Raw genomic sequence first — 25731 nt, forward strand, 5'->3', positions numbered from 1 at the left:
GCGGCTGTTAAGCGGGTATGACGGGCCTACCCACGCGTTGCTTGGCCAGTGCCTTATACTCATTCTTGCTCTTGTCGATAATAAGGTCCGGTAAATAGCGCAATACCTCGTCCAGAGGGTAGGCACCGTCCCTGGCCAGCATTGGAAGGTCGAACGTGAAGTCAATAATGGTATTGGCGTTGTCAACCGCGGACACCCCGGCGTCGATTACCAGGTCCACATGTTCACCCAGGTGCTCAACGGCCTTGCGGACGTCAGGGACGTTGCCTGTACCACTCAGGTTCGCTGAGGTACCTGCCAGCGGTGTACCCACGAGATGCGCGATTTCACGGTGCACTGCGTTCTGGTGCAGGGTGCAGGCAACTGTGCCAAAGCCGCGTGTTACGTAGTGTGGAACGCTGGGTCTCTGCCAACAGACAAATGACACCATACCCGGCCACATGCGTTTTGCCAGGAATTCGGTCAGCGGGGAGGTGTAGGCGTACTGCGAAAACTCCATGCTGTCGCCGAGAAAGAGGGTCAGCGGGCTCAGGCTTTCGCGTTTTTTCATTTCAAAGATACGCTCAACGCCACGAGCGGAGAACGGTGACGTTACCACGTTATAGTTGGTATCCGTAGGAACAACGACAGTCCCGCCAGCGTTAATGATTTCCGCAGCTTTTCGGACCGCTTCGGGGCCAGATTTCATCAGTTCGGCCATGATTTGTTTCCTTCTGGGTATTGTTGGAGTTATCAGGCGACGTAACGGGAGCGCAATTCGTCGCGGTAACGTACGGCGGCGTTGAAGTAATCTTCGCCCTTGAAGCCCGCTCCGATTTCCTCAACGATGTAGGCGCCACGGTAGCCCGTTTCTTCAATCGCAAGGATCATATCGTGGTAATCGAAGTCCCCTTCACCCAGCGGAAGGTGCAGGTGCTTTGGAAACTTGATATCCGCGAGGTGCACGTTGGCCGCGTAGCGGGCAAAGTACTTCATCTCTTCCCGGGCTTCGGCAACCGTGCTGCAATAGGAAGCCGCATGCGCCATGTCCAGGGTCAGGGATAGGGGAGATGTGCTGAACAGCTCGTCGTTCTCGTCATGGGTAAGCGTCAGGAATGGCCTTTCGTTACCTGAGTTTTCCAGGCTGTAGGTGAGGTTCGCCCCCTGGTGCTTGTTGACATGGAACAGGTCATACGCCAGTTCCTGGATGAGCGCCAGAGCTTCACTGCGGGCCTCGGGGGCGCTATTTTTGGGGAAGCGGAATCCCGGATGGAAAGTCATTACCTGGGCACCGGCACAGATCGCAAATTCTGCAGAACGAATAATCGTGTCACGAGCTGCTGCGCGGTCTTCTTCTCGTCCAAGAATATAGTCAACGCGGATATAAGGCGCGTGAATGTTAATGGTGCTTCCTGTGTCTTCGGCAATTTTCCGGAGAGACCTGGCAAGCTCCAGATTACGTCCCTCGTCGCTTTGTGCTCGCACTGAGCCTTCGATTTCCACTTCCACGACCGGGAAGTGCGTCGCCAGGTAACGAACGAGCTCCTCTACGTTCTCTTCGTCCAGGAAAAGGTTGGTTGAAATGCCAATTCGATTGGCCAGGCTGTTCAGTTTTTTCTCGGGGGTCATATCAAAAGTCCTTTCTGTTTGCGGAATGGCAACTCCATCGCCATCAGAGTTCCAGGGTCTCGATTACAAGGGATTGGTCCAGCATGTTGGGCGCTACAACCCGGCCATCCTCCATTACCATGAAATCCGCCGGGCCACTGGCGTTGTTTCGAATGGTCTTTATCTGGCCTGACTTAAGGTTGATGGTTTTGAACTCACCGGCACCGGGTTCGAATTTGCCCCAGTCAGACACAACCACGGTGTCACCATCCACGACGCTTATGCCGTCAAACAGCCCGGCAGCGCCTTCTATGCGGTGGTACTTGCTGTCATTGAGCGAGAAAATACCGAGCTCGCCGTCGAGCTGGTCTGTCCCGAAGCTGGCAATGAAAAGTCGCTGCTGGTCGTTATCAACGAACAAGCCATTCGGCCCGGGCAGCGGGGAGATGGGTAAAGGCACAGGGATGGAGTCATCGGAGTTCAGGTCGACTTTATAGACGACCCCGGTATCAGTAGCGCTTACGTAAAGGTTTCCGGTGCTGCTGATAGCGACGTCGTTCAGAAACCCGACATTCTCAGAAACAAAGGAGATCTGTTTTACCTGGGTTTTGGTAACGAGATTGATGGCTACTAACCGGTCAATATCGGCAACATACAGGATATCGTTGTAGAGGCCCATTCCCTTGGGCGCATCCAGGCGGACGTTGCCGTCGAAGGCGTCCTTGTTTATCTCTCCGTCAGGATACACCGCGCTAATGAAACCGTCCCCGTCCTTGGCTGTGGGTGCAAGAGTTGCCCCAAGGTTGGAAACCAGCAGGTGATCGTTTACGGCGATCGCGGATTCCGGAAAGTTAAAGCCGTGCAGGGTATCGGTCAGTCCTGATATGGGGAGGATGCTGGCAGCAAAAAGGACCAGTCCCCGTTTTCTGAACGTGTTCATAAATTTTGTAAGCTCCCCTCGGTATTTAGAGGGGGCGTATAGTAAAGTTCACGCTCCCGGCGTACTTTTCATATAAGTTCATTTTTTTGTATTTTTGGCTCTTTTTAAGCGGTTTATGACGCTCTAAGCGCATGGAAGCGTGTAACAATCACGGAAAGGAGGTGTTAGCCGTGCCCGTCATGGTGCCCGATCATTTTTATGCAGAGTCCAGCCCTTTCGCACACTTCAAAACTCCGAGTGTGGACATCATTCGATACCAGCATGGAGAGAGTGAACTCGTAAACGAGGTTGTCCTGAACAAGTCACTGCTGCTGTTTATCAATCGGGGTACCAAGCGGCTGCGGGTGTCTGGCGAAGAAGAGAGCCTGACATGCGCGGAAGGCGTGTTTGTGCCGAAAGGCTCCTATGTGATGACGGAGGTGGCGGCAAGTCAGAGATTCAACGGATTCGAATCTTTGATGGTGCTCATTGACGATCATTTTCTGGAAGATTTCCTGCAAGGCTACCGGCCTCCTTTATCGCTCCTGGAGTCCGGGCAGAATGTTGCCGGCACGGAGCCGGGTGCGTGGGTCCGGTTCGAGAAAACGCCATTTCTGGATAGTTCTATCGTTTCCCTGCAGGTCTTTTTTGATCATCCGGAGCAGGTGAACCGGATGTTTCTGGAGGAAAAGGTCCGGGAAATTCTTCGGTACCTGTTGACTACGGTTAGGTCACACCGGTTGTTCAATATTCTGAAGTTTGCTTCGGGAGGAGGTCGAAATGCCCGGCTTCATCAGTTTCTCGAGTCGCACTACATGGAACCTTGGACGGTAGAGCGCTTTGCGGAAAATTTCGGGCTCAGTGTCAGCACTTTCAAACGTGAATGTTGCAACACTCTGGGCATGTCGCCCAAGCGCTGGATCAATAAAAGACGACTGGATTCGGCAAAGCAGAAGCTGCTATGCAGTGATGCGCCACTGACCCAGATTGCCTTTGAGCTTGGGTTCAGCGATGGCAGCCATTTCTCCACCGCGTTCCGGAAAGAATTTAACTGTTCACCGTCCAGTTATCGTAAAAACCGGCCTGGCAGGCTATTGGCTCAGCTCAACGCCGACACCCTGGTTCCTACCTGACCAGGTTTGCAGGTTATGAGTGACATTCCTTATACCCCCGATACGGCAGTGCGGGGGGAAGGTGCTACACTGGCACCCGTAATTCCAACCCCATGACTACGCCGACAGGAGAATCCACCATGGCGAAAAAACGGGCCAGGCCCACCCAGGAAAGCGCCATCAAGCGCGATCTGAAAACCCCGAAATACCAGATGCGCGTTGTCGAGGACAAAACCAGGTACAAGCGCCAGCGTGACCGGGTGGTGAGATCCGAGGACTTCCGTAAGGCTGCCTGAGCGGCGGATTTACGAAAGTCCCCGGTATCACCGGGTTTTGTCATCTGATTGCAACAATTCGGCGTGACCGGTCCGGTACCATAGATGGCTTTACTTCCGCGACAGGTGACTACGCCTGGCGCCGTATTTCCATTCGGGGACAGGGATGAGAACAATCGCGTTTTACAGCCTGAAAGGTGGTGTCGGAAAAACCTCTGCGGCGGTGAATATTGCCTACCTGGCCAGCCAGTCCGGCCTTGCCACCATTCTGTGGGACCTGGACCCGCAGGGCGCTTCCAGTTGGTACCTGGCCGGTGCCGATCAGGTCAAGGGGCGCAAGCTCGCGGCGCTGATGGACGGCAAAACCCCCATCGGCAAGTTCATTCGCCCGAGCCCGTATCCCAACCTTGACTTCATCCCTTCACACACCAGTTTCCGCAATCTGGATGTGCGGCTCGACAAGGAAGAGGACGCCAACCTGCTGAAACAGTGGCTGGGCCCGCTCTCCGAGGAGACCGAGCTGGTGGTGCTGGACTGCCCGCCCTCCCTGTCGCGGCTTTCGGAGCAGGTGCTGGCCGCCTCCGACCATGTTTTTGTGCCGGTCGTGCCCACCTGGCTGTCACTCAACAGTTGGCATCAGTTGCGGGATTTTGCGAAGGACCACAAACTCAAGCGGTCGAGGCTGCACCCGTTCTATTCCCTCGCTGACCGCCGCAAGGCTCTGCATCGCGAGCTGGTGGATGATCAGGAGCGGCATCTGAAGGGCAGCCTGAAGACCATCATCCCCAATGCCAGCGTGGTAGAGAAAATGGGGGAGAGCGGCCGCCCGGTGGAGCTCACGGCACCGTCGTCGATCGCCGCCGATGCCTACCGCCGGCTGTGGCGGGAGATCCGCGAACTGCTCTGAAGGTCGTGGCTCCGCACTTTTACTCTTACACCCGCCTGGCTGGCTGCTGTCAGACAGGGTGGCCATGATGGTAGAGTCTGGTGTTTACAACGACCGGAGAGCCCATGACTACACCCGATGCCCTTGCCCTGGATACCCTGCAACTGGATACCGGCCCGGATCCCCGAATGACCGTCATCTGGCTGCATGGCCTCGGTGCCAGTGGCCATGACTTCGAACCGGTGGTGCCGGAATTCGCCTTCGCCAGGGTGCGCCCGGTACGCTTCATCTTCCCCCATGCACCGGAGATTCCGGTAACCATCAATGGCGGCATGGTGATGCCGGCGTGGTACGACATTCTCGCCATGGACATCGACCGCAAGGTGGACGTCACCCAACTGAAGGCGTCCGCCGACCGGGTGGCCCGGCTGATCGAGACCGAGATCCAGCGCGGCGTAGCCAGCGAGAATATCATCGTGGGGGGCTTTTCCCAGGGCGGCGCCGTTGCCTATGAGCTGGCACTGAGCTATCCGCGGCCGCTGGGTGGCTTGTTTGCGCTGTCGACCTACTTCGCCACCGCCGACTCCATCGATCGCAGTGACGCTAACCGGACTATCCCGGTGTTCATCGGTCATGGTAGCTATGACCCGGTGGTGGCCGAATCCCTCGGCGAGGCCGCCTTGCAGCGTCTGCAGGGGCTCGGGTATACCGCGGAGTATCACCGTTACGCCATGGAGCACAGTCTGTGCCTGGAGGAGGTGAGGGATCTGGACCGGTTTCTCGAATGCTGTGGTGAAGCCATCGCCGCCGGAAGTTCCAGCCCGACCTAGGGTGAAAACCTGAGCGGAGCTGTCCGCCCTGCCGTTCACGGAATTGACCGGGAGCAGAGACAGCTGCCGAACACTGTGCAAGGATAACAATCAGCTATGTTGTCGTTGCGAATGCGCAGGGCATCCGAGCATTCCCGCCATGATCCTGAATTGAAGACGGAGTCGACTGTGCACATTCTCGTTACTGGTGGAGCGGGTTTTATCGGCTCCCATATCACCGAGTACCATCTCGCCCGCGGTGACAAGGTGCATGTGGTGGATAACCTCAGCACCGGCTCGCTGGCCAATATTGCAGGCTTTCAGGTTACCGGCCGCTTTCATTTCGATGAAGCGGACATCGTGACCTGGGAGGGACTGGACAAGGCCGTGGCCTGGGCCGACCGGATCTATCACATGGCGGCGGTAGTCGGGGTGTACCGGGTTTTGCGTGAGCCGGTCAACACCATGGCCACCAACATTGCCGGAACCGATCGCCTGCTCCGGGCGGTAGACCGCTGCAGCTGGTCTCCGCAGGTGATTCTGGCATCCAGCTCGGAAGTGTATGGTCCGCACACCGAGCCAACCCTCAGCGAGGACGATTCGCTGATCATCCAGTCCGGCGCGCCATTGCGCTGGAACTACGCCATCAGCAAACTGGCAGACGAAGGCTTCGGCCTCGCCTATGCCCGGGAACACAATCTGGCGGTGCTCATTGCCCGGTTCTTCAACACCGTGGGGCCGCGGCAAACCGGACGATATGGCATGGTGGTGCCGCGATTTATCCAGCGTGCCGTGGCCGGTGAGCCGATTACCGTCTTCGGCGACGGCGAGCAGACCCGCGCCTTCTGTGATGTGCGAGACACCGTGGCGATACTCGACCGCCTGGCCTCAATGCCGGACCTGCCCAACGGCGAAATCGTCAACGTTGGTAGCGAGCGGGAAATCAGCATCAACGATCTGGCTCGTCTGGTCATCGATTGTGCGGGCAGCCAATCGGCCATTGAACACATTCCCTACGGCGAAGCCTACGGTGCCGAGTTTGAAGATATCCGCCACCGCCGGCCATCGCTGGCCAAACTGCGCCAGCTGACTGGATATGAGCATCGCTGGTCGCTGGAGGACACCCTGCACGACCTGATCAACCGGGCCCGGGCACAACACTCAGCAGCGGAGCGCTAACATGGCCACAATGCCCTGGTTTGTCATCGGTCCGAGCACGTTGGTCTCCTTCATCGGATTGCTGCGAGGGCCGGACAAAACCCCGCCCGAGTCGGCGGAGGATCCTTCCGGCGCCATCGTGGACCTGGTTATCCCGGCGCTCAATGAAGAGCAGAACATCCTGATGACGCTCAGCTCCATCGCGCGGCAGACCCTGCAGCCCCGCAAGGTGGTACTGGTTGACGACGGCAGTAGCGACAGAACTGCAGACTATGCCCGGGCGCTGGGCGATGAGCTCGGCCTGAACCTGCAGGTTATCCGTCGCCGGGCGCCGATCGGCAAGACGCCGACGCTGAAACGTGAATCCCGTGAGCTGGATGCCGATGTGGAAGTGATACTCGACGGTGACACTTTTCTCGAGTCGGAAAACTACATCGAACGCCTGGTGGAAGAGCTGTACAAGGCGCCCGGCATCGCCTCGGCCTGCGGGATTGTCCAGCCCATGCGCCAGCGGGACCGCCGGGAAATCTGCCAGGCTCCGCCGCTGCGAGACTTTCTCGCCAGCCATGAGGACTTTGCGCCGCGGGAGCAGGGCGCCTGGCACCGCTTCAACCGCGCCATCACCAATTTTTACCGGGGCATTCTGTACACCTTCCTGCAGCGGTTTATCTACCGTGGCCAGATGGTGGTATTCGGCAGCATCATCAACCCGGTCGGATGCGCCGTGGCCTATCGCCGCAAGTATCTGAAGGAGCTGTTCGACCACTATGAACCCATCCTGGGGGATGATCTGACCAACTCCGAAGACATCTTCATCGGCTTTGCCATGCTCAACGAAGGCTACCGCAATGTCCAGTTGCAGGACGTAACGGTACGCTCGCTGGAACCCGAGTTCCCGCGATTGGCTCACCAGCTTTACTACTGGTCGTCCAGTTTCCTGCAGAGCTGTTACTACTTTGATGGCTTGCTGCGCAGCCCGTTCAAGGGTCTGCGCCGCTGGAAGCAGAAGCGCGAGGCCAGGCATTATGACCAGACCCATCCGGACAGCCCGCGCCAGCACCGGCGTGGTGAGCCCTACCGTCAGCCCTGGGGCCAGGGCTATACCGGCCGCTTTGGCCGGCCCATGGGCTGGGCGGTCTTTATGTCCGCGCTGGAGAAGATCGCCTTTCCCACCACCTTAGTGATCATGCTGATATTGCAGCTGTGGGGGCCGTTGCTGATTACCTTTCTGGCTGAAATGGCGCTGGTAATCATTATTCTGATGGCCAACGCACCCGGCCACCGGTTCCGCGCATTCTGGCAGGCTATCGCGGTAACGCCGCTACGCTACGGCAGCCTGTTGTTCGACGCCGTGAATATCGGCCGGTTTGCGACCGATCTCTGGATAACCCGCAATCGGAGGTGGCGCAAATGAAACGCCTGCTTGCCGGAGTCTTGTTTACCCTCTGTGCCGGAACCCTGGCCGCTGACCCTGCAGTCCCTGACGAAGGCCTGCAGGCGGAAATGGCCGGGCAGTGGGATAGTGCCCTGGAGGTTTACCAGGCTGTTCTGGACCAGCAACCACAGCGGGTGGATCTGTGGCTGCGCATGGCCGACATCTACCACCACCTGAACCGGGAAGACGCCAAGCTGGATGCGCTGGAGCAGGCCGCCCGCATGGCGCCGGACGATGCTGTGGTGGCGTACCGGTTGTCCCAGGCCTACGCCATGGCAAACCGGCCGGCGGATGCTGTCCAGCAGTGCCTGCGGGCGGCCGAGCTGGATCCGGGCAACGTGGAATACCTGCGCGGCTGCCTGCAACAAGCCAACTGGGCCAACAACCGGGCCGCCGCCCAGGCCAGTATTCAGGGCTTGCTGAGCGTCGCGCCAGGTGACCACGACGCACTGCTGGGGCGCGCCCGGTGGCACAGCTGGAGCGGCGACTATGGGCAGGCTGCCTCCGCCTATGAGGACTACCTCCGCTATTTCCCGGACGATCAGGACGCGGCGGTAGCTCGCATCCAGGTACTGAGGTGGGCCGGGGATGACGCCGGTGCCGAACAGGCGCTGGAGGATTACCTCCGTCGTTATGGCAACACCGACGATTACCAGCGGGAGCAGGCCAATCTCCTGCTGCAACGGGGGCATTTCTATGCCGCTTCCGCCCTGCTGGAACCCCTGGCCGATCGCTACCCGGATGACTACGACATCCAGTTCGCCCGGGTACTGGCCACCCGCTCATCCGGCCAGCCCTCGGCAGCGCTGGACGGCGTGGCGGCCATGGAGCGCCTGAAGCCGGATCAGCCAGAGACCGCGGACGTCGCCCGGGTAACCCAGGCGCCGCTGAAGTCGTTGGTGGGCATGTACGGTGACTATCAGTTCGATGCCGACGATATCCGCATCGCCAGCCTGCACACCCGGGGCGAACTGGCGCTGAGCCCGGAAACCCGGGCGCTCCTGGGCTACAACGTCCGCCGGGTAAGCACCCGCCAGGGCTCGCCCTTCATGACCGAGGAGAGCGAGCGCTCCACCATGGACCATTACGGCTGGCTGGGCGTGCGACACCAGTTGCATCGCCGCCTGAGCGTGGAAGCCCGCGCCGGTCGGGGTAGTGTGGAGGGCGGCGGTGACTACGGATACTACCTGCTCGAAGGCAGCTATCACCCGCGCGACCACCTGATGCTGCAGCTGACCCGCGAGCGGGCACTGTACGCCATGTCGCCCCTGGCCGTATCCGAGGAAATTGTTGAAACCCGCAACCGCCTGCGCGCCCTGTGGCAGCCGGCTCCGCTGTACCAGGTGGAGGGCTGGGTGAGCGTCTCGGATTTCTCCGACGACAACGGCCGCGAGGAAGTCTTCCTTGCCCCCAGTCGCAACGTCTATCGCCACGGGCCCTGGGGCGTGAACCTGGGGTTGTCGGCCCAGTGGTTCAGTTTCGATGACGACCTGAACAACGGCTATTACGATCCCGATTACTTCCGCCGCTATGCCGGCACCGCGCTGCTCTACTGGAGCCCCAACGCCGACGACTGGGTAAGTCTGCGCACCAGCCTGGGCTGGCATAAAGACAACACCTTCACCAGCTACGAATTCGGCTCCGACATCGAACTGGAAGCCCTCATCGGCCGCTACCGCGACTGGCAGTTCCACGGTCGTGTTGCCTACGCGGACCGCCTGCTGGAAACCGGGCGCTATTACGGTACGTCCCTGCACCTGGGCGCATTGCGCCGGTTCTGAGGGCCGGGGTAAATGCGCTGCGCCGCTGGTTGGCGCAGTGCATTCCGCTCCGGTTCACAAAACTGTAACCCCGATCAGTTTGAATGGCCCCGCCGAGAGAGACCTCGGCCCTGTCACGTTGCCAACGTTTCAAGTTTTCTCAGGACGAGTCGAACTCAGCTGTCACCTATTTGATCGGAGATGAGATGTGTCGATCCTGAAAGACGAACTCCAGGGATTCACCGTGCGAACCCTGTGGAAGGGGCCCGACGTCGAGCTGGTTGTCTTAGCAAAGCAGGATGCCCGAGGCTTGCTCTGCGACCAGCAGTTTGAAGTCCACATCCCCGGTGAGCCGGTGCTGTACCGCAGTACCAGCCGGAGTGCTGCGGTGCATTATCTGGAGATGCTGCTGGGAATGCCGGAATATTTTCAGGCGGGCAAAGGCTCCGGTGGGCTGGGTTATCTGGGTTATTAGACTGGTTGGCGACAATTAATGTCGAAAGACTCGGCGCTGCTTGGAATGTTCGATCAGTATGTGTCCCAATCCACGCTAGCACAGCGATGCCGATTGATAGCGCACTTTGGCTACGAGTCGGAAGTGGTTGCGCTTGATATTGCCTTGACGAATGCTTGATTATTTTATGCGCGGTTCATATCCTTTCACCTAACACGACCCCTGCCTCTTGGCTCCGACAGGAGCTTACGCGGGGGTTTTTTGTAATTAGTGGTAAGCCACACTTGAGTAATGCACCACTCGTGTCTATTATTTGTCGCAACACGGCCCCAATCGGTGGATCCGCTTTGCGGTGAAGCTGCTGCGGGGTTTTTTATTGCCTGCTTTTCGGGAAACACTCCCAACCTCTCCATTCATCCGAAACGCCAAAGGCGCCCCAGCCAACCCCAAGCGATTCGTTTTCTGGAAATTCTGTCAGTAATTCCGAGAGCCGTTGCCACCAGCTGGAACTTGGGTTGATGGAGCTCAACAGCGTCCGGCAGATACACAGCAACAGAAAAGGTCGGGCAAGGATATGTTCGTTGCCGCGCGCCCAGGCATTGTCAAAGTCCGGCACAACGCCCTTGGGAGGTTTTTGTGGCTGGTCTACAACGTTACGGTTCCATAAGCGGCTGTGATGGGCGCATACGTTGCGCAAATAGTTCAGACTTCGTAGCCAGGAGGCTAGAGTCCTGCCATCCTGAATCCCATATTTGTCCGCGATGGTGTCCTGGTCTTCCGGGCGCATGCCATCATAGAGCTCTGACAATGTGTTGAAATCCCATACCTCGCAGGCAATCCAGATAGGCAGAGGGTGGCCATACTTGGTTTTATTGTGCTTGATGAAGTCTTCCTTGGAGCGGGCGATTTGCGTGGCCTGCTTCTTCATCCAATCCACGTGTCTGGGTAACCCTGTTTTAGCGTCTGCCTCCTTGGCGAACCCCTCGAACAGAATGTCCGGATTCAGGTAGGCGAATGGGTCATGCTTTCCCAGGGTGTGGGATATATCGACCCGCAATGCCACTTTGATACGCTCGAGCGCATCCAGGGCAAGAAGGCGAAGCTTTTTGTCGAATACGTAGAGGCGCACGGCCGCCTCGAAAGACGCGCTCGGCTTGAAGCTGTCCAGAACGGTGCTGGTTTCCTTTGTTTTCTTCCCTCCGGGGATGCCCTTACCGATGGGGCAAAACAACCCTGAGCGTTCACGAAACGGATGCCAGTACCCACTCAATCGGTAGTAGCCAATACGCTCCAGGTATTCCAGAGCCTTCGGCTCATCGGTAACCGCAAGTCCCCGGTTCTTTAGTTTCTCAAGCTGCTCGCGGTACCTAAGCCACGGTTTTTCGTACACTGGGCGGTCATCCTTTTCCGGTTAGTTCAGGGCGTTTTCAACCACGGCGTCGGCCAACTGGCAGCGGGTTTCGCTGGCCCGGTTGACGCGTTCCTTGAGTTGGTCGCAGAGGGCCATGAGTTCATCGACTTTTTGGACGATACGGTATTGTTCTTGTTCAGGTGGCAGCCCCATCACAGTTGAGATGATTTTATCGCGCGAAATATTCGGCTGTGCTCCGCCTGCACCCATGGCGATAAATCGTGACCGGTATCCTTCATTACTTGGTCTTCCAGTAGCGACTCGTCAGCGAGGGCCGCAGACTTGAGTTTTTGTGGTTGGTCTCCGATTCGCCAAATACCTTGTTCGATTGCCATAACGCTGCCTGTGGACAGTTAGACGTAGTTTAGAGTAACTCAAGCAAACAAGCCTTGGTGATGGCCATATCAACTGCAATCCTACAAACCTGAATCACTGTCCGTTTGCAGGGCAATGCCAATCGTATTGTGGTATCCATGACTGGCTATTACGTCGAGCAGTCCGTCGTTGTTCAGGTCGGCTGCGCCGACCTGCATTGCATCAGGGGCGCCCGTATCAACTTGAGCTGCGTGCTCGAATGTTCCGTCACCCTTTCCTGTGTAAATGGTTACAGATGTCTCCTGGTTGGCCTCAGCCAATATCAGGTCATAAACTCCGTCCGAGTTAATGTCTGCTACTTCATAATCACTCCAGACAGGGGATGAAGAAATTGCTTTGAGAGGCTCTGAAAACGTTCCATCGCCGTTGCCCAAAAAGCTGAAGATGTTGCAGCTATCCGCTGCAACAGCATCGATATTTTCGTCCCCGTTTACATCTCGCAAAACTACCAAGCCCCCATGGGAGGTAAAGCAACCGTTGTCTGGCGCCAAGTAGAGGTTTGCAGTCTCAAAAGACCCATCTCCGATACCCATAAAGACGGCGAGCGTTCTATCTCCATCGAAAGTGACCGCATCACCTGCACCATCTTTGTCTAAGTCAGAAATAGCCAGTGCAGCTCCACTCGTTAGCCCGATGAGATCATGTGATGTGGTGAACTCACCGTCGTTGGAGGCAATATTGATATGGCCAGCGTTGGAGATGGAATCGATGACCTGGTCGTTGTTGAGGTCCTTTCCAAGAACATACCTGTTGCCACATGAGATGCTCGGCACACTTGCGAAACCGTCGAAACCGTCGGTTTCATTCGATTGATAGTAAGCAATAGAGCAGTCTGCTCCTGTTGGAATGAAAAAGCCGATGGAGTTCTTGTTGGGAACTTCAAAAAGCGAAATCCAGCTTGCACCGTATTCCAGGTCGGCAATAGTTGCTCGGTTGAACCCGTGGCCATCTAAATTTGAAAAGGCAGTGACGGAGTAGGTATATCCAGTCCACTGGTCGCCCTCCATCGTGGGAGCGATGATATCGCTCGCGCCATCAGTATCGATGTCGAAGATGGAAAACCAATAGGCATTATTCGCGGAGAGGAGGCTTGGGGCTGAGAAGGAGACGACTGGCTCACTCGGCTTCGGTGGTGCAGTCGGTTCACTAGGTTCCGGCGTTTCTTCGGACGCCGTTGAATCCGCTTCCTCTTGAGTTGAATCAGAGCTACTGTCGTTAGTTTCGGAAGGTTGGGGGGGCTCCGCGTCACTCCCAGAGCTGCCTCCGCAGGCGCTCAGTACGAGGGAGATCAGAATTGGTAGCAACACATTTGCGGGTTTCATGCTTTTCCTTCCTTGTTTAGTGGTGAAAGTCGCCGTACGAGGTTGAATTTTCGAGATAGCATCAACTCACTGCCTTTTGGACAATGGCTTCGGCCAGCTGGCAGCGGGTCTCGCTGGCCTGGTTCAGGCGTTCCTTGACTTGGTCGCAGAGGGCCATGAGTTCATCGACTCTACTTAGAATCCTCTCCTGCTCCCTGATAGGGGGCAAATCGATAGGCAGCGCCCAGAGTTTCTCTGATTTTAGCTTACAGGTGCCATGGCTAGAGCGGTCCACCAGGTCGGTCACAGTTGCTTTTCGAGCTTTAAGAAACAAAAGCAAGTACTGGGAGATGTCACTTGGCGGGACTAGCGCTTTCATGTCTTGATTGATGGTGACGGGGGCAGTTGTTATTGCGACAGGGAAGGAGTGCGCGAGTATCATCCCTCTGACAACCATAAGTAAGCTTTGTGGTGGGATTCTGCGCAGCGGGCTATTTGTAATCGCTTCTTTAGAGACGTGGTCTTGACTGTCTGATATTTGATCAGTCTTCATGTCTTTGGGTGAAACCCACGGAATCTCTCCCTGCCAAAATTCGGGATTTTTCTTGCTCGGCGTAGCTCCGCCAATGATTTCGCCCAAATCTCCCAAGCGCACTTGAGCCCATCCAGACTGTTCGTGGTTGGTGGCATTAATATTGTGTGAGTTAAGGTAATCAATGATGGGCTCATCCTCCGCATCCTGCTCCACCAACCGCCCCATCACGGCCAGTTGCAGGATGGTCTGCTTGAGCTTGTCGATGCTCTGTTCGGTGGTGAAAAGGGTGTCGAAGTGGGCGGCGAGGCGGGCCCAATTGTCGGCCAGTTCGGTGGCGTTTTGAGATTGGGTGAGGGTGCCGAACAGGGTGTCCACGAGGGTTTCGTGGGCTTCGAGCTGGTCGCTGGTTTGCTTTTCCAGCCGGTCGCAGAGGGCCATGAGTTCATCGACTTTTTGGACGATGCGGTGTTGTTCTTCCAACGGAGGAACCGGTACTAGGCCCGAGAAAAACTGTTTGTCGTTAATCGCTGGGTAAGCAATGCCAGTTTGCGCCGATTCAACATATCTCACGAAGGCTGGGCTTCGTAGGTAGTGAAGGAAAAAGCGAGCAGGCATTCCAGCGAGTGGGTGAAGGACAGCGAATGCTGTACTGGCGATTGGCTCTGGCTCGATTTCGCTTTCGACTACAGCGATATTCTGGAGGTAGGGACGGATGGTTGAGTATATCAGCGTCCCTTCACGCACGATTTTTCTTGCTCGCGATGGTGCTTCGTCAGCTGAGAGAATACTGGGCTGGGTGGTTGCACCTCGCAGGTTATCGACAGAAGCGACATCAATATAGCTAAATTCGTTGCTTGGTGCTTTCTGACCCCAATCTCGGCCCACATCCTCTAGCTGACCCCATTCCCAGCTTGAAGGTAAGTGAAAAGGTATGGTCATTTCCGAAAGTTCAGGGAGCTTCCTCCGTTTCTTAATCTCGCCCTGTTTCACCAAGTGAAGTTTTTCAGCTCTGACGCGCTCAAGGAGCTTGCTGGCGGGCTCGTCTGCTGGATTCTGCTCAACTAGCCTGCCCCGTACGGCCAACTCCAGAATCAACTCCCGAAGCTTCTTAATGCCAGTCAACTCAACCTTGCCATTACTCCCCCGGCCACTGCTGGACTTCTTCGTGACTGCCCCGGTCCACAAATCCAGATGCTCGGTAATCAGCTCCCGCGCACTCACGCCGCACCTCCGTCGGTATTCTCATCGCTGTTGTGAGAAAGCGCATCGGCTAGGATGTCCCGCAGTTGGTTGCGGATTTCCTGGATTTCGGCCTGTTGCTGTTCGTACTTGGCCAGCAGTTCGTCCGGGTCATGGTTGACCTCTTCGCCCTGCCAGGGGTTCTTGATGTCCAGGTTGTAGTTGCGGGCCTTGATGTCGTCGATTGACACCTTCCAGGCCTGCTCGGTTTCCTCGCGGCTGGCGAAGCTGTCGGCCTCGGTGCCCCACCAGTCGATTTCGGTCTGGAACTCGGAGAACTTCATGGGCTTGGTTTTGCTATAGCTCTTGTAGCCTTCCGGGTAGGGGTGTTCGTAGTACCACACGGTTTCCGTGGGTTTGCCCTTTGTAAAGAACAGCAGGTTGGTTTTGATGCCGGTGTAGGGGTTAAACACGCCGTTGGGCAGGCGCACGATGGTGTGCAGGTTGCACTCTTCCAGCAGCTTTTCCTTGAGGCGGGTTTTCATGCCTTCGCCGAACAGGAAGCCGTCTGGTAGCACCACGGCGGCGCGGCCACCGTCCCGCAGCAGGTGGATGAACAGGGTCATGAACAGGTCGGCGGTTTCCCGGGTGCGGAAGGCGCTGGGGAAGTTGGTTTCAATGCCGTCTTCTTCCATGCCACCGAAGGGCGGGTTGGCCACGATAACGTCTACCCGCTCTTTCGGGCCCCAGCTGATGAGCGGGCGGGCCAGGGTGTTGTCGTGCTTGATCTGGTCCGGCACTTCGACGCCGTGCAGAATCATGTTGGTGGTGGCCAGCAGGTGGGGCAGGGGCTTTTTCTCAACACCGTGGATGCTCTTCTGCAGGGTTTGTTCGTCCTGCGGGGTGCTGACGTAGTGTTTGCGCTTGTGCTCGATGGTGCAGGTAAGGAAGCCGCCGGTGCCGCAGGCCGGGTCCATCACTTTTTCGTCCAGCTTCGGGTCTATCCGGTTGACCATGAACTCGGTCACCGCCCGTGGGGTGTAGAACTCACCGGCGTTACCGGCGCTTTGCAGGTCTTTGAGGATTTGCTCGTACATATCGCCCAGCTCATGGCGCTCGGCGGATTTGTTGAAGTTGATGCCGTCTTGCAGCTTGTTGATGACCTGGCGCATAAGCTGGCCGGACTTCATGTAGTTGTAGGCATCCTCGAACACGTTGCGGATAACCACGCCCCTGTAGTCGTCACCGGCCGGCTCCAGGTTCTGCAGGCCGGGGAACAGGGTGTTGTCGATGAAGTCTTTGAGCTCGTCGCCGGTCATGCCCTCCGGGTCGGCGGCCCAGTTGCGCCAGCGCAAGTGTTCCGGAATCGGGGATTTGTAATCGTCGTGAGTAATTGCCCACTCATCTTCCCGGTCGTCGAAAATTTTCAGGAACAACATCCATACCAGCTGGCCAATGCGCTGGGCATCGCCGTCTACGCCAACGTCTTTGCGCATGATGTCCTGGATGGATTTGATGGTGGTGCTGATAGACATAGATGTTCAGTTCCTGGGTGCTCGGAATGGTGTTAAATGATTAGTTCGGATTAGGACGTTTGCCGGTAAAGCTCGTCTTCCAGGTCTTTCACGGCCTCGGTGTAGCCGGGCTTGCCCCCGAAGGAGTCCACCAGTTCCATGAGTGAGCCTATCTGGCTGAAGGGCGCGAGGGTGAGGATTTTAACATCTTCGATAGGCTCGATGCCGTCGTCGGTGTACTTGTCCAGCAGGGCGTCCAGAACCTCTTTGCTGGCGCCTTCGTATTTACTGAAGTAATCCTGCTTACGCACCTGCTCGGCCCGTTCCTTGCGGCTCAGAGGCGGCTGGTCGTAGACGATGTGGCAGATGACATCGAAGGGGTCGGGTTCGGCCCCCAGTTTCTTACTGACATCCTTGATGAGGTCGTCCCACATTACACCTTGCTCGGCCAGTTCTTCGATGATGGCCTGTTTGCGCTCGGCTTCGTTCCAGCCTTTGAGGAAGTCGGAGAGGGTGGCGTACTGCTCTTTCACTTGTTTGCGGGTGAAGTCTTTCAGACTTTCGGTGATGAGCTTGCCGTCCGGGCCGAGGTACTGGACGCGCTCCGCTATGACGGTGACTTCAACATTGTCTACCACGTAACGGGTTCGGCCACCGCCGGTTCCACCACCTTCGCCCGGGCCACCGGTATCTCCGCCTTGCGGGTCGTCGGTTTCCCAACCCGCTTCGGGGTCTGCTTCATAGCCCTCGGGCTCCTCGCCGCATCCATGCCCCGGCTCTGGAGTCTCCGGCGCGTCCTCGTCATCAGGATTAACGGGATCTCCGGCTCCGGGAACATAGACTTTCACAGGGTCGCCATCGAATGCTGGGTCCGCAAACAGCTCGGTGGCCTTTTTGAAGTCCAGAATGGTGAACCAGTGCTTGTTGTAGTCGTCGTTGATGCGGGTGCCACGGCCGATAATCTGCTTGAATTCGGTCATGGACTGGATGCGCTGGTCCAGCACGATGAGTTTGCAGGTTTGGGCGTCCACGCCGGTGGTCATCAGCTTGCTGGTGGTAGCAATCACCGGGTAACGCTCTTCCGGGTTGATGAAGTTGTCCAGCTCGGCTTTGCCTTCCTGCTCATCGCCGGTGATGCGCATGACGTACTTGCGGTTCTCTTTCACTCGCTCCGGGTTCAGGTTCACGAGGGCCTGGCGCATGCGTTCGGCGTGGTCGATGTCTTCGCAGAAGACGATGGTTTTCTGGTAGGGGTCGGTTTGTTCGAGGAATTCGGTCACTTTCCTGGCGACCACTTCGGTGCGCTTCTCCAGCACGAGCTGGCGGTCGAAGTCTTTCTGGTTGTAGATGCGGTCTTCGATGAGCTCGCCGTGCTTGTCGGTCTGCCCCTTGCTGGGGCGCCAGCCCTGCAGGTCTCGATCCAGGTCGATGCGTACGACTTTGTAGGGGGCCAGAAAGCCATCTTCGATGCCCTGCTTCAGGGAGTAGGTGTAAACCGGCTCGCCGAAGTAGTCGATGTTGGAGACTTCCTTGGTTTCCTTCGGTGTGGCGGTCAGGCCGATGTGGGTGGCGGCGGAGAAGTAGTCCAGAATCTGCCGCCAGGCGGAGTCCACGGAGGCGCTGCCCCGGTGGCACTCGTCGATAACCACGAGGTCGAAGAAGTCCGGGGAGAACTGCTTGTAAATGTTCTGCTCGTCCTCGCTGCCGGTGACGGCCTGGTACAGCGACAGGTAAATCTCGTAGGACGGGTCTACCGTTCGGTTCGTGACCTTGGTCATGGCCTGGCCGAAGGGCTTGAAGTCATTGTTCTTGGTCTGGTCTACCAGAATGTTGCGGTCGGCCAGGAACAGGATGCGTTTCTTCTGCTTGGACTTCCACAGCCGCCAGATTATCTGAAAGGCCGTGAAGGTCTTGCCGGTGCCGGTGGCCATCACCAGCAGAATGCGGTTCTGTCCGCGGGCCACGGCCTCTACAGTGCGGTTGATGGCGACTGTCTGGTAATAGCGGGGCGTTCGGCCGCTGCCGTCATCGTAGTAGGGCTGTTCGACCGTCTGCCTGGCGTTCTGGTGAATGCCTTTGTGCTGGCAGTAGAGCTCCCAGAGGGTTTCTGGGGAGGGGAATTCGCCCAGGCTTAGGGTGGTTTCGGTTTGGCCGAAGAGCCCGGTGCGGTCGTGGAACAGGAAGCCGTCGCCGTTACTGCTGAACACGAAAGGGGCGTCGAGGGCATCGCTGTAAGCCAGAGCCTGCTGCATGCCATCGCCCAGGCTGTGGTTGTTGTCCTTGGCTTCGATGATGGCAATGGGCATGTTCTTCTTGTAGCTGAGAACGTAATCCGCCCGGCGGCGCTTGCCACGGGTGTGCAGCCTGCCACGCACGATGATGCGGCCAGCAGTGAACGAGACTTCCTCCCGCACCTGGCTGTGCATGTCCCATCCTGCTTGCTGCAGGGCAGGATTGATGTACTTGGTGCAGATGTCCCGCTCTGTGAGCTTTTTCTTGTCCATGCGCTCGCCGCCGTTATTTCCGGATTGCAACTATCTGACGTGAAATGATTTTGCCGCTTCAGGGTAGCCCAAATTGTCGGGTTCCAGAAGAGCTGCTTGGTTTGCTGTGTCACTAGCGCGTGGAGTGCGATGTGCGGTGTCTGACCGATATTGGGAGGTGCGCATGGTCAGTAACAGCGACATCAGAATATTTCCTGGGAAACAAGCGGTCCTATTTGCAAACCTGAAAAGAATGACAAGAGCTGTCACCTTTCCAAGCTTAGCCCTATGTGCCGGTCCTCGTTCCACAAGACTCCGAAAATGAGGTCTGCAGTCTGCGGCTGAACGCCAAGCACTGAGCCAGCTCCCTTGTAGATTCCGCTTTTGATGCAATTACTGACGGTCGCCTCTATTTCAAAAACACCACCTTCAACGGATGGGTCATTGAGGCTGCCGGCGTACACACATCCGGTACTATCGGATCCAGTGAAGGTGTTATCAGCATCAATCGTTAGAGTTGTTGTCACCTCATCGTAGGTTTGAGACCACGAGCCGGTCGCATCGACAGCTGCCAGACAGATGTCTTCATTCGGAACCTGATACTGGGCATGGAATTGGTAGTCGAAAATGCCAAGGTTGTAGCCCTGAATTGAGTCTCGGGCAACAAATAATCCATTGAGTGAATAATTGGTTCGCTCGGTTTCAGCGCTCCACAGGTCGACATTTCCTGACACTTGAACGCTATCGGAGAAGTAGCCTGTCACTATGCCGATACTTGAAATAACCGTAATGCGACCTGAGGGCGTGAGGATTGCGTACGCGTCATCTGACGATTCCTCGGCTGCGATTTCGAGGAAGCCACGGTACACTCCGGCATTTTGTGCTGTTTCTTGGGAGTATTTTTGGATGGCGGGTAGGCACAATATTTCTGGTTCGGTTGTGGCGGTTTCATTTTCACTACTGCCTCCACAACCCGCGAGGGATGTCATTGCGAGTATGGTTAGAATTCCTGATTTCATTTCCGAGTCCCTCCGGATGTTGATGCACTAGGCTAACTAGCTGCAGAGATTTTGTGGATATTTTGCTATAAACGCATACTGGAAAATGCGGTATATGAATGCATTCAAACTCATGTCCCATATCGATTGAAAGTCTAAGTTCGACCGTTCGAACATTTGATTATTAGATTAATTCGGCAGCTAGTTTAAGCACATCTTGTCACTTACTGAAGGATCTATCCGTTATAACGGTTTTAATTTGACAACAGTTTCGGCTCGTGTTCTTACCAATGTTTGTGTTAATTTCTCCATGTCACCGTCGAGCTGAAAGGCGGTTGAGCAAGATTTTCCTTCGATGTAAGTGATGCTCAAGTATCTGCCTGACTTCTCAGGGCGGAATATAAGTTGTCGGCCATACCCGCAGGCTGGGGCATCGAAGCCATGCGCTTCGGATAGTTTATCGAGAGATAGCTGACTTAGCTCTGTCGCAAAAAATAATTCAAATGCTGGGCCGAGCGGCGTATCAACATCTGTGGCGCCTTCAAGTTGTTCAGGCAAATCATTGCTTCCTATAGTTAGCAGGATGAATTCTTGGTCAGATTCGCCCTCATAATCAGTATATACCCAGAATTTGCCTTTCCTGTTTTCAAGTTTCTGTCGCTCGGTGAAGCGGGAGTCAATTAGTACAGTGGCTTCTAAATCCAATAGAGTGATCCCGTGATAGCCATCGGTCACCACCGGTATTTCCTCAGTGGTTGGGGTTGAGATGCAGCCAGAGCTAAAGGTTGCGAATAGAATAATGATAGGTCGGATCTTCATGCAATTAACTCCCATTAGAGACATCCAATTCCATCAGTAGCATAAACTATAGGTCACATGCGGTTCGCGATGAAGGCTATGCTTGTTTCGTTCAGAAATCTGGAGTAAAAGCCAATTATTACTTGTTCGAGTGGGCATGCTCACCGATGGTAGTTCCTGAAATTGTCGAGCTTGGGAAAGTTTGAATTCAGGTAGAAACCACGCTCAGCGCCCCCCCGTGGTGATGGATTTCCGATAGGAAGGGCCCGCGCGCTTATATGGACTACCGTTGATAGTTGAAGGGAAAGGGAGAGCCTAATGATTGTTAATCACCATCGGAAGTGCCCAGAATGTAATGAGGTAATAGAAAAGGCTGCGCCCGGGTGTAAATACTGCGGTGAAAACTTCCGAATAAATACAGTGTATACCTGGATGGTCAATATTGGCACTCTGGTATTTGTTGGCGCGATGATGTGGGTTCTAATTAGCTGGGAAATAGGGCATTTTTATGATCCGCCGGCATTGGTTGCAGAGCGGCCAAGCAAGAGCGTAACCGGTGAATATTATATTGGTGCTATTGCGCTGGGTTGTGTCACCGAGGATGTATACTCTCGCGCCTTCAGCATGATGACGAATAGAGAGTGGGAAGCGTTGGCAAGAGTGGTGGAGTCAGGTCAGTGTGTTGAGCTCCCGGAAGGAATGCGCGTTCACATTGAGGATTCAACGTTTTCAATGGTGAGGATTCGACCGGCTGGAGAGGTAACGGCCTACTGGACTGGGATTGAAGTTCCCATTGAAAGGTAAAATCTGCTTACAAATTGGGGCATCAGAAACAACAAAGCCCGCACAAGGCGGGCTTCATCAGAATTCTTAATGGTGCCCGGAGGCGGAATCGAACCACCGACACGGGGATTTTCAATCCCCTGCTCTACCAACTGAGCTATCCGGGCGTGTTGCGGTACTGCGCTGCAACGGGGCGCTATTAAACCGGTTTAGCGGTACCGAGTCAAGGCTGTGCAGAAAAAATTTGTGGATCTTTTCGGGGTTGCTCAGTCCTTGACCAGGTTGGGCTTATTGCTCCGGTGGAACATAGCCTTCGGCCTTGTCAAACGGCTCGTTGTCGAGGAACCGTTCCATCTGGGCCTGCAAGTATTTGCGACTGTTCGGGTCCATCATGCTGAGGTGTTTTTCGTTAATCAGCATGGTTTGTTGTTGTTGCCATTCCTGCCAGGCTTTTTTTGACACGGTGTCATACAGCTCCTGGCCTTTCTTGCCCGGCATGGGCGGGAAGTCGAGGCCTTCGAGTTCTTCCTGGTACTTGCGACAGAATACGGTGCGGCTCATGTCTGCTCCTGTGGAATCGCCGGGTAGCGGGTCTGCGGGCATGATAACAGATCAGAGCAGGGCGGTTTGCTCTGGTGTGGTCAGCAGGGTGCGAATCGGGGCGGGCAGGCCCAGGGCGAGGGCTTCGTCCCGGTGGACCCAGCGTTGTTCAGTCTCCTCGGCCACCCCGGTTGGTCCGGTGACGGCGAGGCGCGCCGGCTGGATGTGCAGGTGGTAGTGACTGAAGGTGTGGCGGAAGCCGCTGATCAGCTCGGCGTCACTGCAGCCGAATCCGAACTGACGCTCGCAGGCGTCGGGTAGTTCCTCGGGGCCGTAGGCCGGGTCCAGCTCCGGCAGGCTCCATAGCCCGCCCCAGATGCCGCTGGGTGGGCGCCGCTCGAGCAGGATGCGTCCCTGATGGTCTTCGAGGATGACCATCCAGGTTGTTTTCTCCGGCTTGGCCTTTTTCGGCTTGGCGCCGGGGTAGCTGGTAGTTTCCTGGCGGGCGTAGGCGGTGCAGCCAGGCTGCAGCGGGCAGCGTTCGCAGGCCGGGCGGCTGCGGGTGCATACCGTGGCGCCCAGGTCCATGATCGCCTGGGTGTAGTCCCGCACCCGGTCTTCCGGAGTGTGTTCCTCGGAATGTTGCCACAGCTGGTTCAGTACCGCGGTCTGTCCCGGCCAGCCGGGTATGGCATGGTAGCGGGCAAGGACCCGTTTGACGTTGCCATCAAGAATGGCGGCGCGGATGCCGAAGGCCTGGGCGACAATGGCGGCGGCGGTGGAGCGGCCGATGCCGCTGAGGGCTTCGAGGGTTTCCTGCTGTTGCGGGAATTCGCCGCCGTATTCCGCGACGACTTGTTGCGCCGCCTTGTGCAGGTTGCGGGCGCGGGCATAGTAACCCAGGCCGGACCAGTGGCTGAGCACGTCGTCCACCGGTGCGGCCGCCAGTGCGGCCACGTCCGGAAAGCGTTTCATGAAGGCTTCGAAGTAGGGGATGACGGTTGCCACCTGGGTCTGTTGCAGCATGATCTCAGACACCCACACCCGGTAGGCATTGCGGTCATGGTGCCACGGCAGGTCATGCCTGCCGTGCTGGTCGTACCAGGCCAGCAGCTGGCCGGCGAAGCTGTCGGCCATTATTTGAACAGGCCTTTGAGTGCGTCCTTGACCTTGCTGCCGGCTTCCTCGCCGAGCTTTTCTTCCAGCTTCTCTTTCACTTTCTCTTCGGCCTTCTGCTTGGCTTCGTCCACTTCTTCTTTCGCCTTGGCCTTGGCGGCATTGGCGGCCATGTCCTTGAGGGTGTCGCGGAAGCGGGAGCCGTCGAACGAGCACAGGCCGGCGGGATCTTCGGTGAAGTTGCCGCGGCATTCTACCGGAATCACCGCGTTCTTGACGTATTCGGTGACGCGGCAGGCCGGGTCGCGGTGGATCTCACCAACAATGCGCAGGCCCAGTTCGTAGTCCAGTTGCGAGGCTGCCATGTCGACCGTGCCATCACCTTCCAGCGCCATGCCGGCCAGTGAGGCGACCAGATCGGTGTTGTTGAGGGTATTGCCGTCAATCTTCAGGGTGCCGCGCATATCGTTGAACGGGGTGCTGGTGCCCCAGTCACTGGTCGTCAGGCTTTCCTGGTTGGCGAGGGCAATGCCCTGGCAGGCCATCCGGGTCAGGTTCATACGGGTGAACTGGCCTTCGGCCAGGTTGAAGCTGACCAGGCCATTGGCATTGTTACGCAGCGCCGAGATGCGGTTGCCGGTGGTTTTCACGTCCAGGTCCAGGTTGGCGCCGCCGGATAGCATGTCCATCTCCGCCAGGTCCTGCAGCAGTGGCAGGGTCTGCACGCTGTTGACTTTGGAGCCGATCACCCAGCTCGGGTTGTCGGAGCGGGCGTCCAGGGTGACGTTGGCGCCGAAGCTGCCGTCATAGAGCTTGCCGCTGAACTGGTTGACCTTGAGCAGGCCGTCGTTGGCGGTGATCTTCGACTGGATCTCGTTGATGGTCAGGTTGCTGACGATCAGCTCGCCGAGCCCCAGGTTGATGTCCATGATCAGGGCCCGCAGGGTGTCCAGCGGCAGCAGGTCGGTTTCTTCCGCCGGGGTGGCCGGGCTGCTGCTGGCGCTCTGGCTGTCACCGGCGCTGCCTTGGGCTGCGGCGTCTTCCTCGCTGGCGAGTGGCAGGTAGCGGTCGGCATTGATCTTGTCGCCCTGCAGGTTGAGGCCGATGGCGCCGTTGCTGATGCCGTAGCGGGCGTCGCCCTGGAAGGTGGTGTCGTCGAGTGTGATCTTCAGGCCGTTGAGGGCCACGGTGCCGGCCGGGCCGGCGATATCGGTGGCGAGGGCCATCCTGGTCAGTACCTCCGGATCGGCGGTATCAATCGGCGCCTGGCCGAGGGCCTCGAGCAGTTCTTTCAGGGAGAAGGCGGCGATGTCCAGCTTGCCCTGCAGCTGCGGCTGGTCGCCGAAGCCGGTCACGCTCAGGTCGGTTCTGAGCTTGAGATCGGCGAGGCTGGCGGTGAAGCCGCTGACTGTCGCCACTTCGTTTTCCAGGTTTACTTCGGCTGATCCGCCAAGGGTTGCCTGCACCGACTTGTCGCCAAACGGCTCGCCGTTCATGTCGAAGGTGCCGTCCAGGTTGGCGATGGCGAATTCGTTGAGCGCTTCGTTGGCGCCCAGCTCGGCACTGATGGCTGCATCGACGGCGAAGCGGGGCTGGTTGGTCTCCACGCGGAAGCTCAGGTCCAGCGGAAACGCCTGGCCGAGGGTGATGTCGCGGGCGTTGACGGCAAAGTTGTCGAGGGTAACGGACTGGCCAGTGGCCTGGTCGTCGTAGTGCACTCGGGCATTGCTGATCTGCACGTTCTCGACGTTGAAGTTGAGCGGCTCGGCGGCGCCTTCCTCCGCGGCTGCCGCCGGAGTGGGTGCGGTATCTCCGGCTTGGGCGCTGCCGTCGCTTGGTGTACCAGTGGCGGCCGCGTCTTCTTTCATGATGCGGGTCCAGTTGCCATTGCCCTGCTTGTCCACCGACAGGTTGGCGTCCAGGCCGTCCAGCACAAAGGTGTTGACCCGCGGCGACATGCTGATCAGCGACCAGAAATCGAGCTGGGCGATCAGTTGCTGCAGGCTGACAAAACTCTGGTCGTCGAGCTTAGCTTCTACGTTATTCAGTTCCAGGCCCAGCGGGATGAACGACCAGCCGATGTCCCCGTCGAGGATCAGGTCGAGGTTGGTGTTGTCCTCCACGGCTTTTTCGATCTGCGGCTTGTAGTCATTGGGATCAATAACCGCGATGGCGATGGCAATCGCTGCCGCCACCAGTACGATAATGCCGATAATGGCCAGGATCAGATAACGTAAGGCTTTCATATCCGAAGCATCCTTTCGGTTGTTAGGGGCGCAAGCCCAAGGATAACGCACGAAGCA

The 25731-nt window shown here is 57.1% G+C and carries 23 protein-coding genes and 1 tRNA gene; 9 read left to right on the forward strand and 15 right to left on the reverse strand.

The features are described from left to right. Positions 1 to 7: 7 nt before the first annotated feature. Genes CLH61_RS06065 through CLH61_RS06075 form a run of 3 tightly spaced genes read right to left on the reverse strand, consistent with a single transcriptional unit; the run spans position 8 to position 2527 of the window. Positions 8 to 700, reverse strand: coding sequence for an L-threonylcarbamoyladenylate synthase (locus CLH61_RS06065; protein ID WP_099613821.1), 693 nt, complete (start codon positions 698 to 700; stop codon positions 8 to 10). Between the two features lie 32 nt (positions 701 to 732). Then, the gene (locus tag CLH61_RS06070; RefSeq protein ID WP_099613822.1) at positions 733 to 1608 is read right to left on the reverse strand and encodes a sugar phosphate isomerase/epimerase family protein; all 876 of its coding nucleotides are present in this window, start codon (positions 1606 to 1608) and stop codon (positions 733 to 735) included. 43 nt (positions 1609 to 1651) lie between these two features. Then, entirely contained in the window at positions 1652 to 2527 is an 876-nt protein-coding gene (locus tag CLH61_RS06075) for an SMP-30/gluconolactonase/LRE family protein (protein WP_099613823.1), read from the reverse strand. 179 nt (positions 2528 to 2706) lie between these two features. Between CLH61_RS06075 and CLH61_RS06080 the strand changes: the two genes are divergently transcribed. The 8 genes from CLH61_RS06080 to CLH61_RS06110 all read left to right on the forward strand — a co-directional run bounded on the left by CLH61_RS06080 (position 2707) and on the right by CLH61_RS06110 (position 10416). Beyond that, complete coding sequence (locus CLH61_RS06080; RefSeq protein WP_228152567.1) at positions 2707 to 3639, forward strand: helix-turn-helix domain-containing protein; 933 nt, start codon at positions 2707 to 2709, stop codon at positions 3637 to 3639. 119 nt (positions 3640 to 3758) lie between these two features. Next, a complete protein-coding gene (locus CLH61_RS18410; RefSeq protein WP_170003624.1) occupies positions 3759 to 3914 on the forward strand; it encodes a hypothetical protein in 156 nt (51 codons plus the stop codon). Positions 3915 to 4059: 145 nt separating this feature from the next. Next, positions 4060 to 4800 (forward strand): ParA family protein, encoded by a 741-nt coding sequence (locus tag CLH61_RS06085; RefSeq protein WP_099613825.1) that lies wholly within the window; start codon positions 4060 to 4062, stop codon positions 4798 to 4800. A gap of 104 nt (positions 4801 to 4904) precedes the next feature. Continuing rightward, positions 4905 to 5609: an alpha/beta hydrolase gene (locus CLH61_RS06090; protein ID WP_099613826.1), complete on the forward strand. Its 705-nt coding sequence runs from the start codon at positions 4905 to 4907 to the stop codon at positions 5607 to 5609. A gap of 168 nt (positions 5610 to 5777) precedes the next feature. Continuing rightward, entirely contained in the window at positions 5778 to 6767 is a 990-nt protein-coding gene (locus tag CLH61_RS06095; RefSeq protein ID WP_099613827.1) for an NAD-dependent epimerase/dehydratase family protein, read from the forward strand. Between the two features lies 1 nt (position 6768). Next, positions 6769 to 8160 carry a glycosyltransferase family 2 protein gene (locus tag CLH61_RS06100; RefSeq protein ID WP_099613828.1) on the forward strand — a complete coding sequence of 464 codons (1392 nt, stop codon included), beginning with the start codon at positions 6769 to 6771 and terminating at the stop codon, positions 8158 to 8160. Next, positions 8157 to 9962 (forward strand): tetratricopeptide repeat protein, encoded by a 1806-nt coding sequence (locus CLH61_RS06105; protein WP_099613829.1) that lies wholly within the window; start codon positions 8157 to 8159, stop codon positions 9960 to 9962. The genes CLH61_RS06100 and CLH61_RS06105 overlap by 4 nt, the downstream gene beginning before the upstream one ends. 187 nt (positions 9963 to 10149) lie before the next feature. Beyond that, on the forward strand, positions 10150 to 10416 hold the full coding sequence (locus CLH61_RS06110; protein ID WP_099613830.1) for a hypothetical protein: 267 nt from the start codon (positions 10150 to 10152) through the stop codon (positions 10414 to 10416). Between the two features lie 352 nt (positions 10417 to 10768). Here CLH61_RS06110 and CLH61_RS06115 read toward each other — a convergent pair whose 3' ends face one another. The 8 genes from CLH61_RS06115 to CLH61_RS06155 all read right to left on the reverse strand — a co-directional run bounded on the left by CLH61_RS06115 (position 10769) and on the right by CLH61_RS06155 (position 21010). Next, positions 10769 to 11785, reverse strand: coding sequence for an Abi family protein (locus CLH61_RS06115; RefSeq protein WP_099613831.1), 1017 nt, complete (start codon positions 11783 to 11785; stop codon positions 10769 to 10771). Positions 11786 to 11806: 21 nt separating this feature from the next. Then, positions 11807 to 12016, reverse strand: coding sequence for a restriction endonuclease subunit S domain-containing protein (locus tag CLH61_RS06120; protein WP_211289077.1), 210 nt, complete (start codon positions 12014 to 12016; stop codon positions 11807 to 11809). Positions 12017 to 12222: 206 nt separating this feature from the next. Next, complete coding sequence (locus CLH61_RS06130) at positions 12223 to 13503, reverse strand: FG-GAP repeat domain-containing protein (RefSeq protein ID WP_099613832.1); 1281 nt, start codon at positions 13501 to 13503, stop codon at positions 12223 to 12225. 61 nt (positions 13504 to 13564) lie between these two features. Beyond that, entirely contained in the window at positions 13565 to 15238 is a 1674-nt protein-coding gene (locus CLH61_RS06135) for a restriction endonuclease subunit S (protein WP_099613833.1), read from the reverse strand. Next, positions 15235 to 16731, reverse strand: a complete 1497-nt coding sequence (locus tag CLH61_RS06140) for a type I restriction-modification system subunit M (protein WP_099613834.1) — start codon at positions 16729 to 16731, stop codon at positions 15235 to 15237. Before CLH61_RS06140 ends, CLH61_RS06135 begins: the two co-directional genes overlap by 4 nt. Before the next feature lie 50 nt (positions 16732 to 16781). Next, positions 16782 to 19214 (reverse strand): EcoAI/FtnUII family type I restriction enzme subunit R, encoded by a 2433-nt coding sequence (gene hsdR, locus CLH61_RS06145; RefSeq protein ID WP_099613835.1) that lies wholly within the window; start codon positions 19212 to 19214, stop codon positions 16782 to 16784. A 245-nt stretch (positions 19215 to 19459) separates the two neighbouring features. Further along, entirely contained in the window at positions 19460 to 20212 is a 753-nt protein-coding gene (locus CLH61_RS06150; RefSeq protein ID WP_099613836.1) for a hypothetical protein, read from the reverse strand. A 222-nt stretch (positions 20213 to 20434) separates the two neighbouring features. Continuing rightward, positions 20435 to 21010 (reverse strand): hypothetical protein, encoded by a 576-nt coding sequence (locus CLH61_RS06155; RefSeq protein WP_099613837.1) that lies wholly within the window; start codon positions 21008 to 21010, stop codon positions 20435 to 20437. 297 nt (positions 21011 to 21307) lie between these two features. Here CLH61_RS06155 and CLH61_RS06160 point away from each other — a divergent pair, with 297 nt between their 5' ends. After that, positions 21308 to 21793 (forward strand): hypothetical protein, encoded by a 486-nt coding sequence (locus tag CLH61_RS06160; RefSeq protein ID WP_099613838.1) that lies wholly within the window; start codon positions 21308 to 21310, stop codon positions 21791 to 21793. Positions 21794 to 21863: 70 nt separating this feature from the next. Here CLH61_RS06160 and CLH61_RS06165 read toward each other — a convergent pair. The 4 genes from CLH61_RS06165 to CLH61_RS06180 form a co-directional block, all read right to left on the reverse strand. Next, positions 21864 to 21939, reverse strand: a tRNA-Phe gene (locus CLH61_RS06165). Between the two features lie 121 nt (positions 21940 to 22060). Continuing rightward, a complete protein-coding gene (locus tag CLH61_RS06170; protein WP_099613839.1) occupies positions 22061 to 22333 on the reverse strand; it encodes an oxidative damage protection protein in 273 nt (90 codons plus the stop codon). 51 nt (positions 22334 to 22384) lie between these two features. Then, positions 22385 to 23449: an A/G-specific adenine glycosylase gene (gene mutY / locus CLH61_RS06175; protein WP_099613840.1), complete on the reverse strand. Its 1065-nt coding sequence runs from the start codon at positions 23447 to 23449 to the stop codon at positions 22385 to 22387. Continuing rightward, positions 23449 to 25674, reverse strand: a complete 2226-nt coding sequence (locus CLH61_RS06180; RefSeq protein WP_099613841.1) for an AsmA family protein — start codon at positions 25672 to 25674, stop codon at positions 23449 to 23451. The genes mutY and CLH61_RS06180 overlap by 1 nt, the downstream gene beginning before the upstream one ends. Positions 25675 to 25731: the final 57 nt, after the last annotated feature.

The sequence above is a fragment of the Marinobacter profundi genome, assembly GCF_002744715.1.
Lineage (GTDB): Bacteria > Pseudomonadota > Gammaproteobacteria > Pseudomonadales > Oleiphilaceae > Marinobacter > Marinobacter profundi.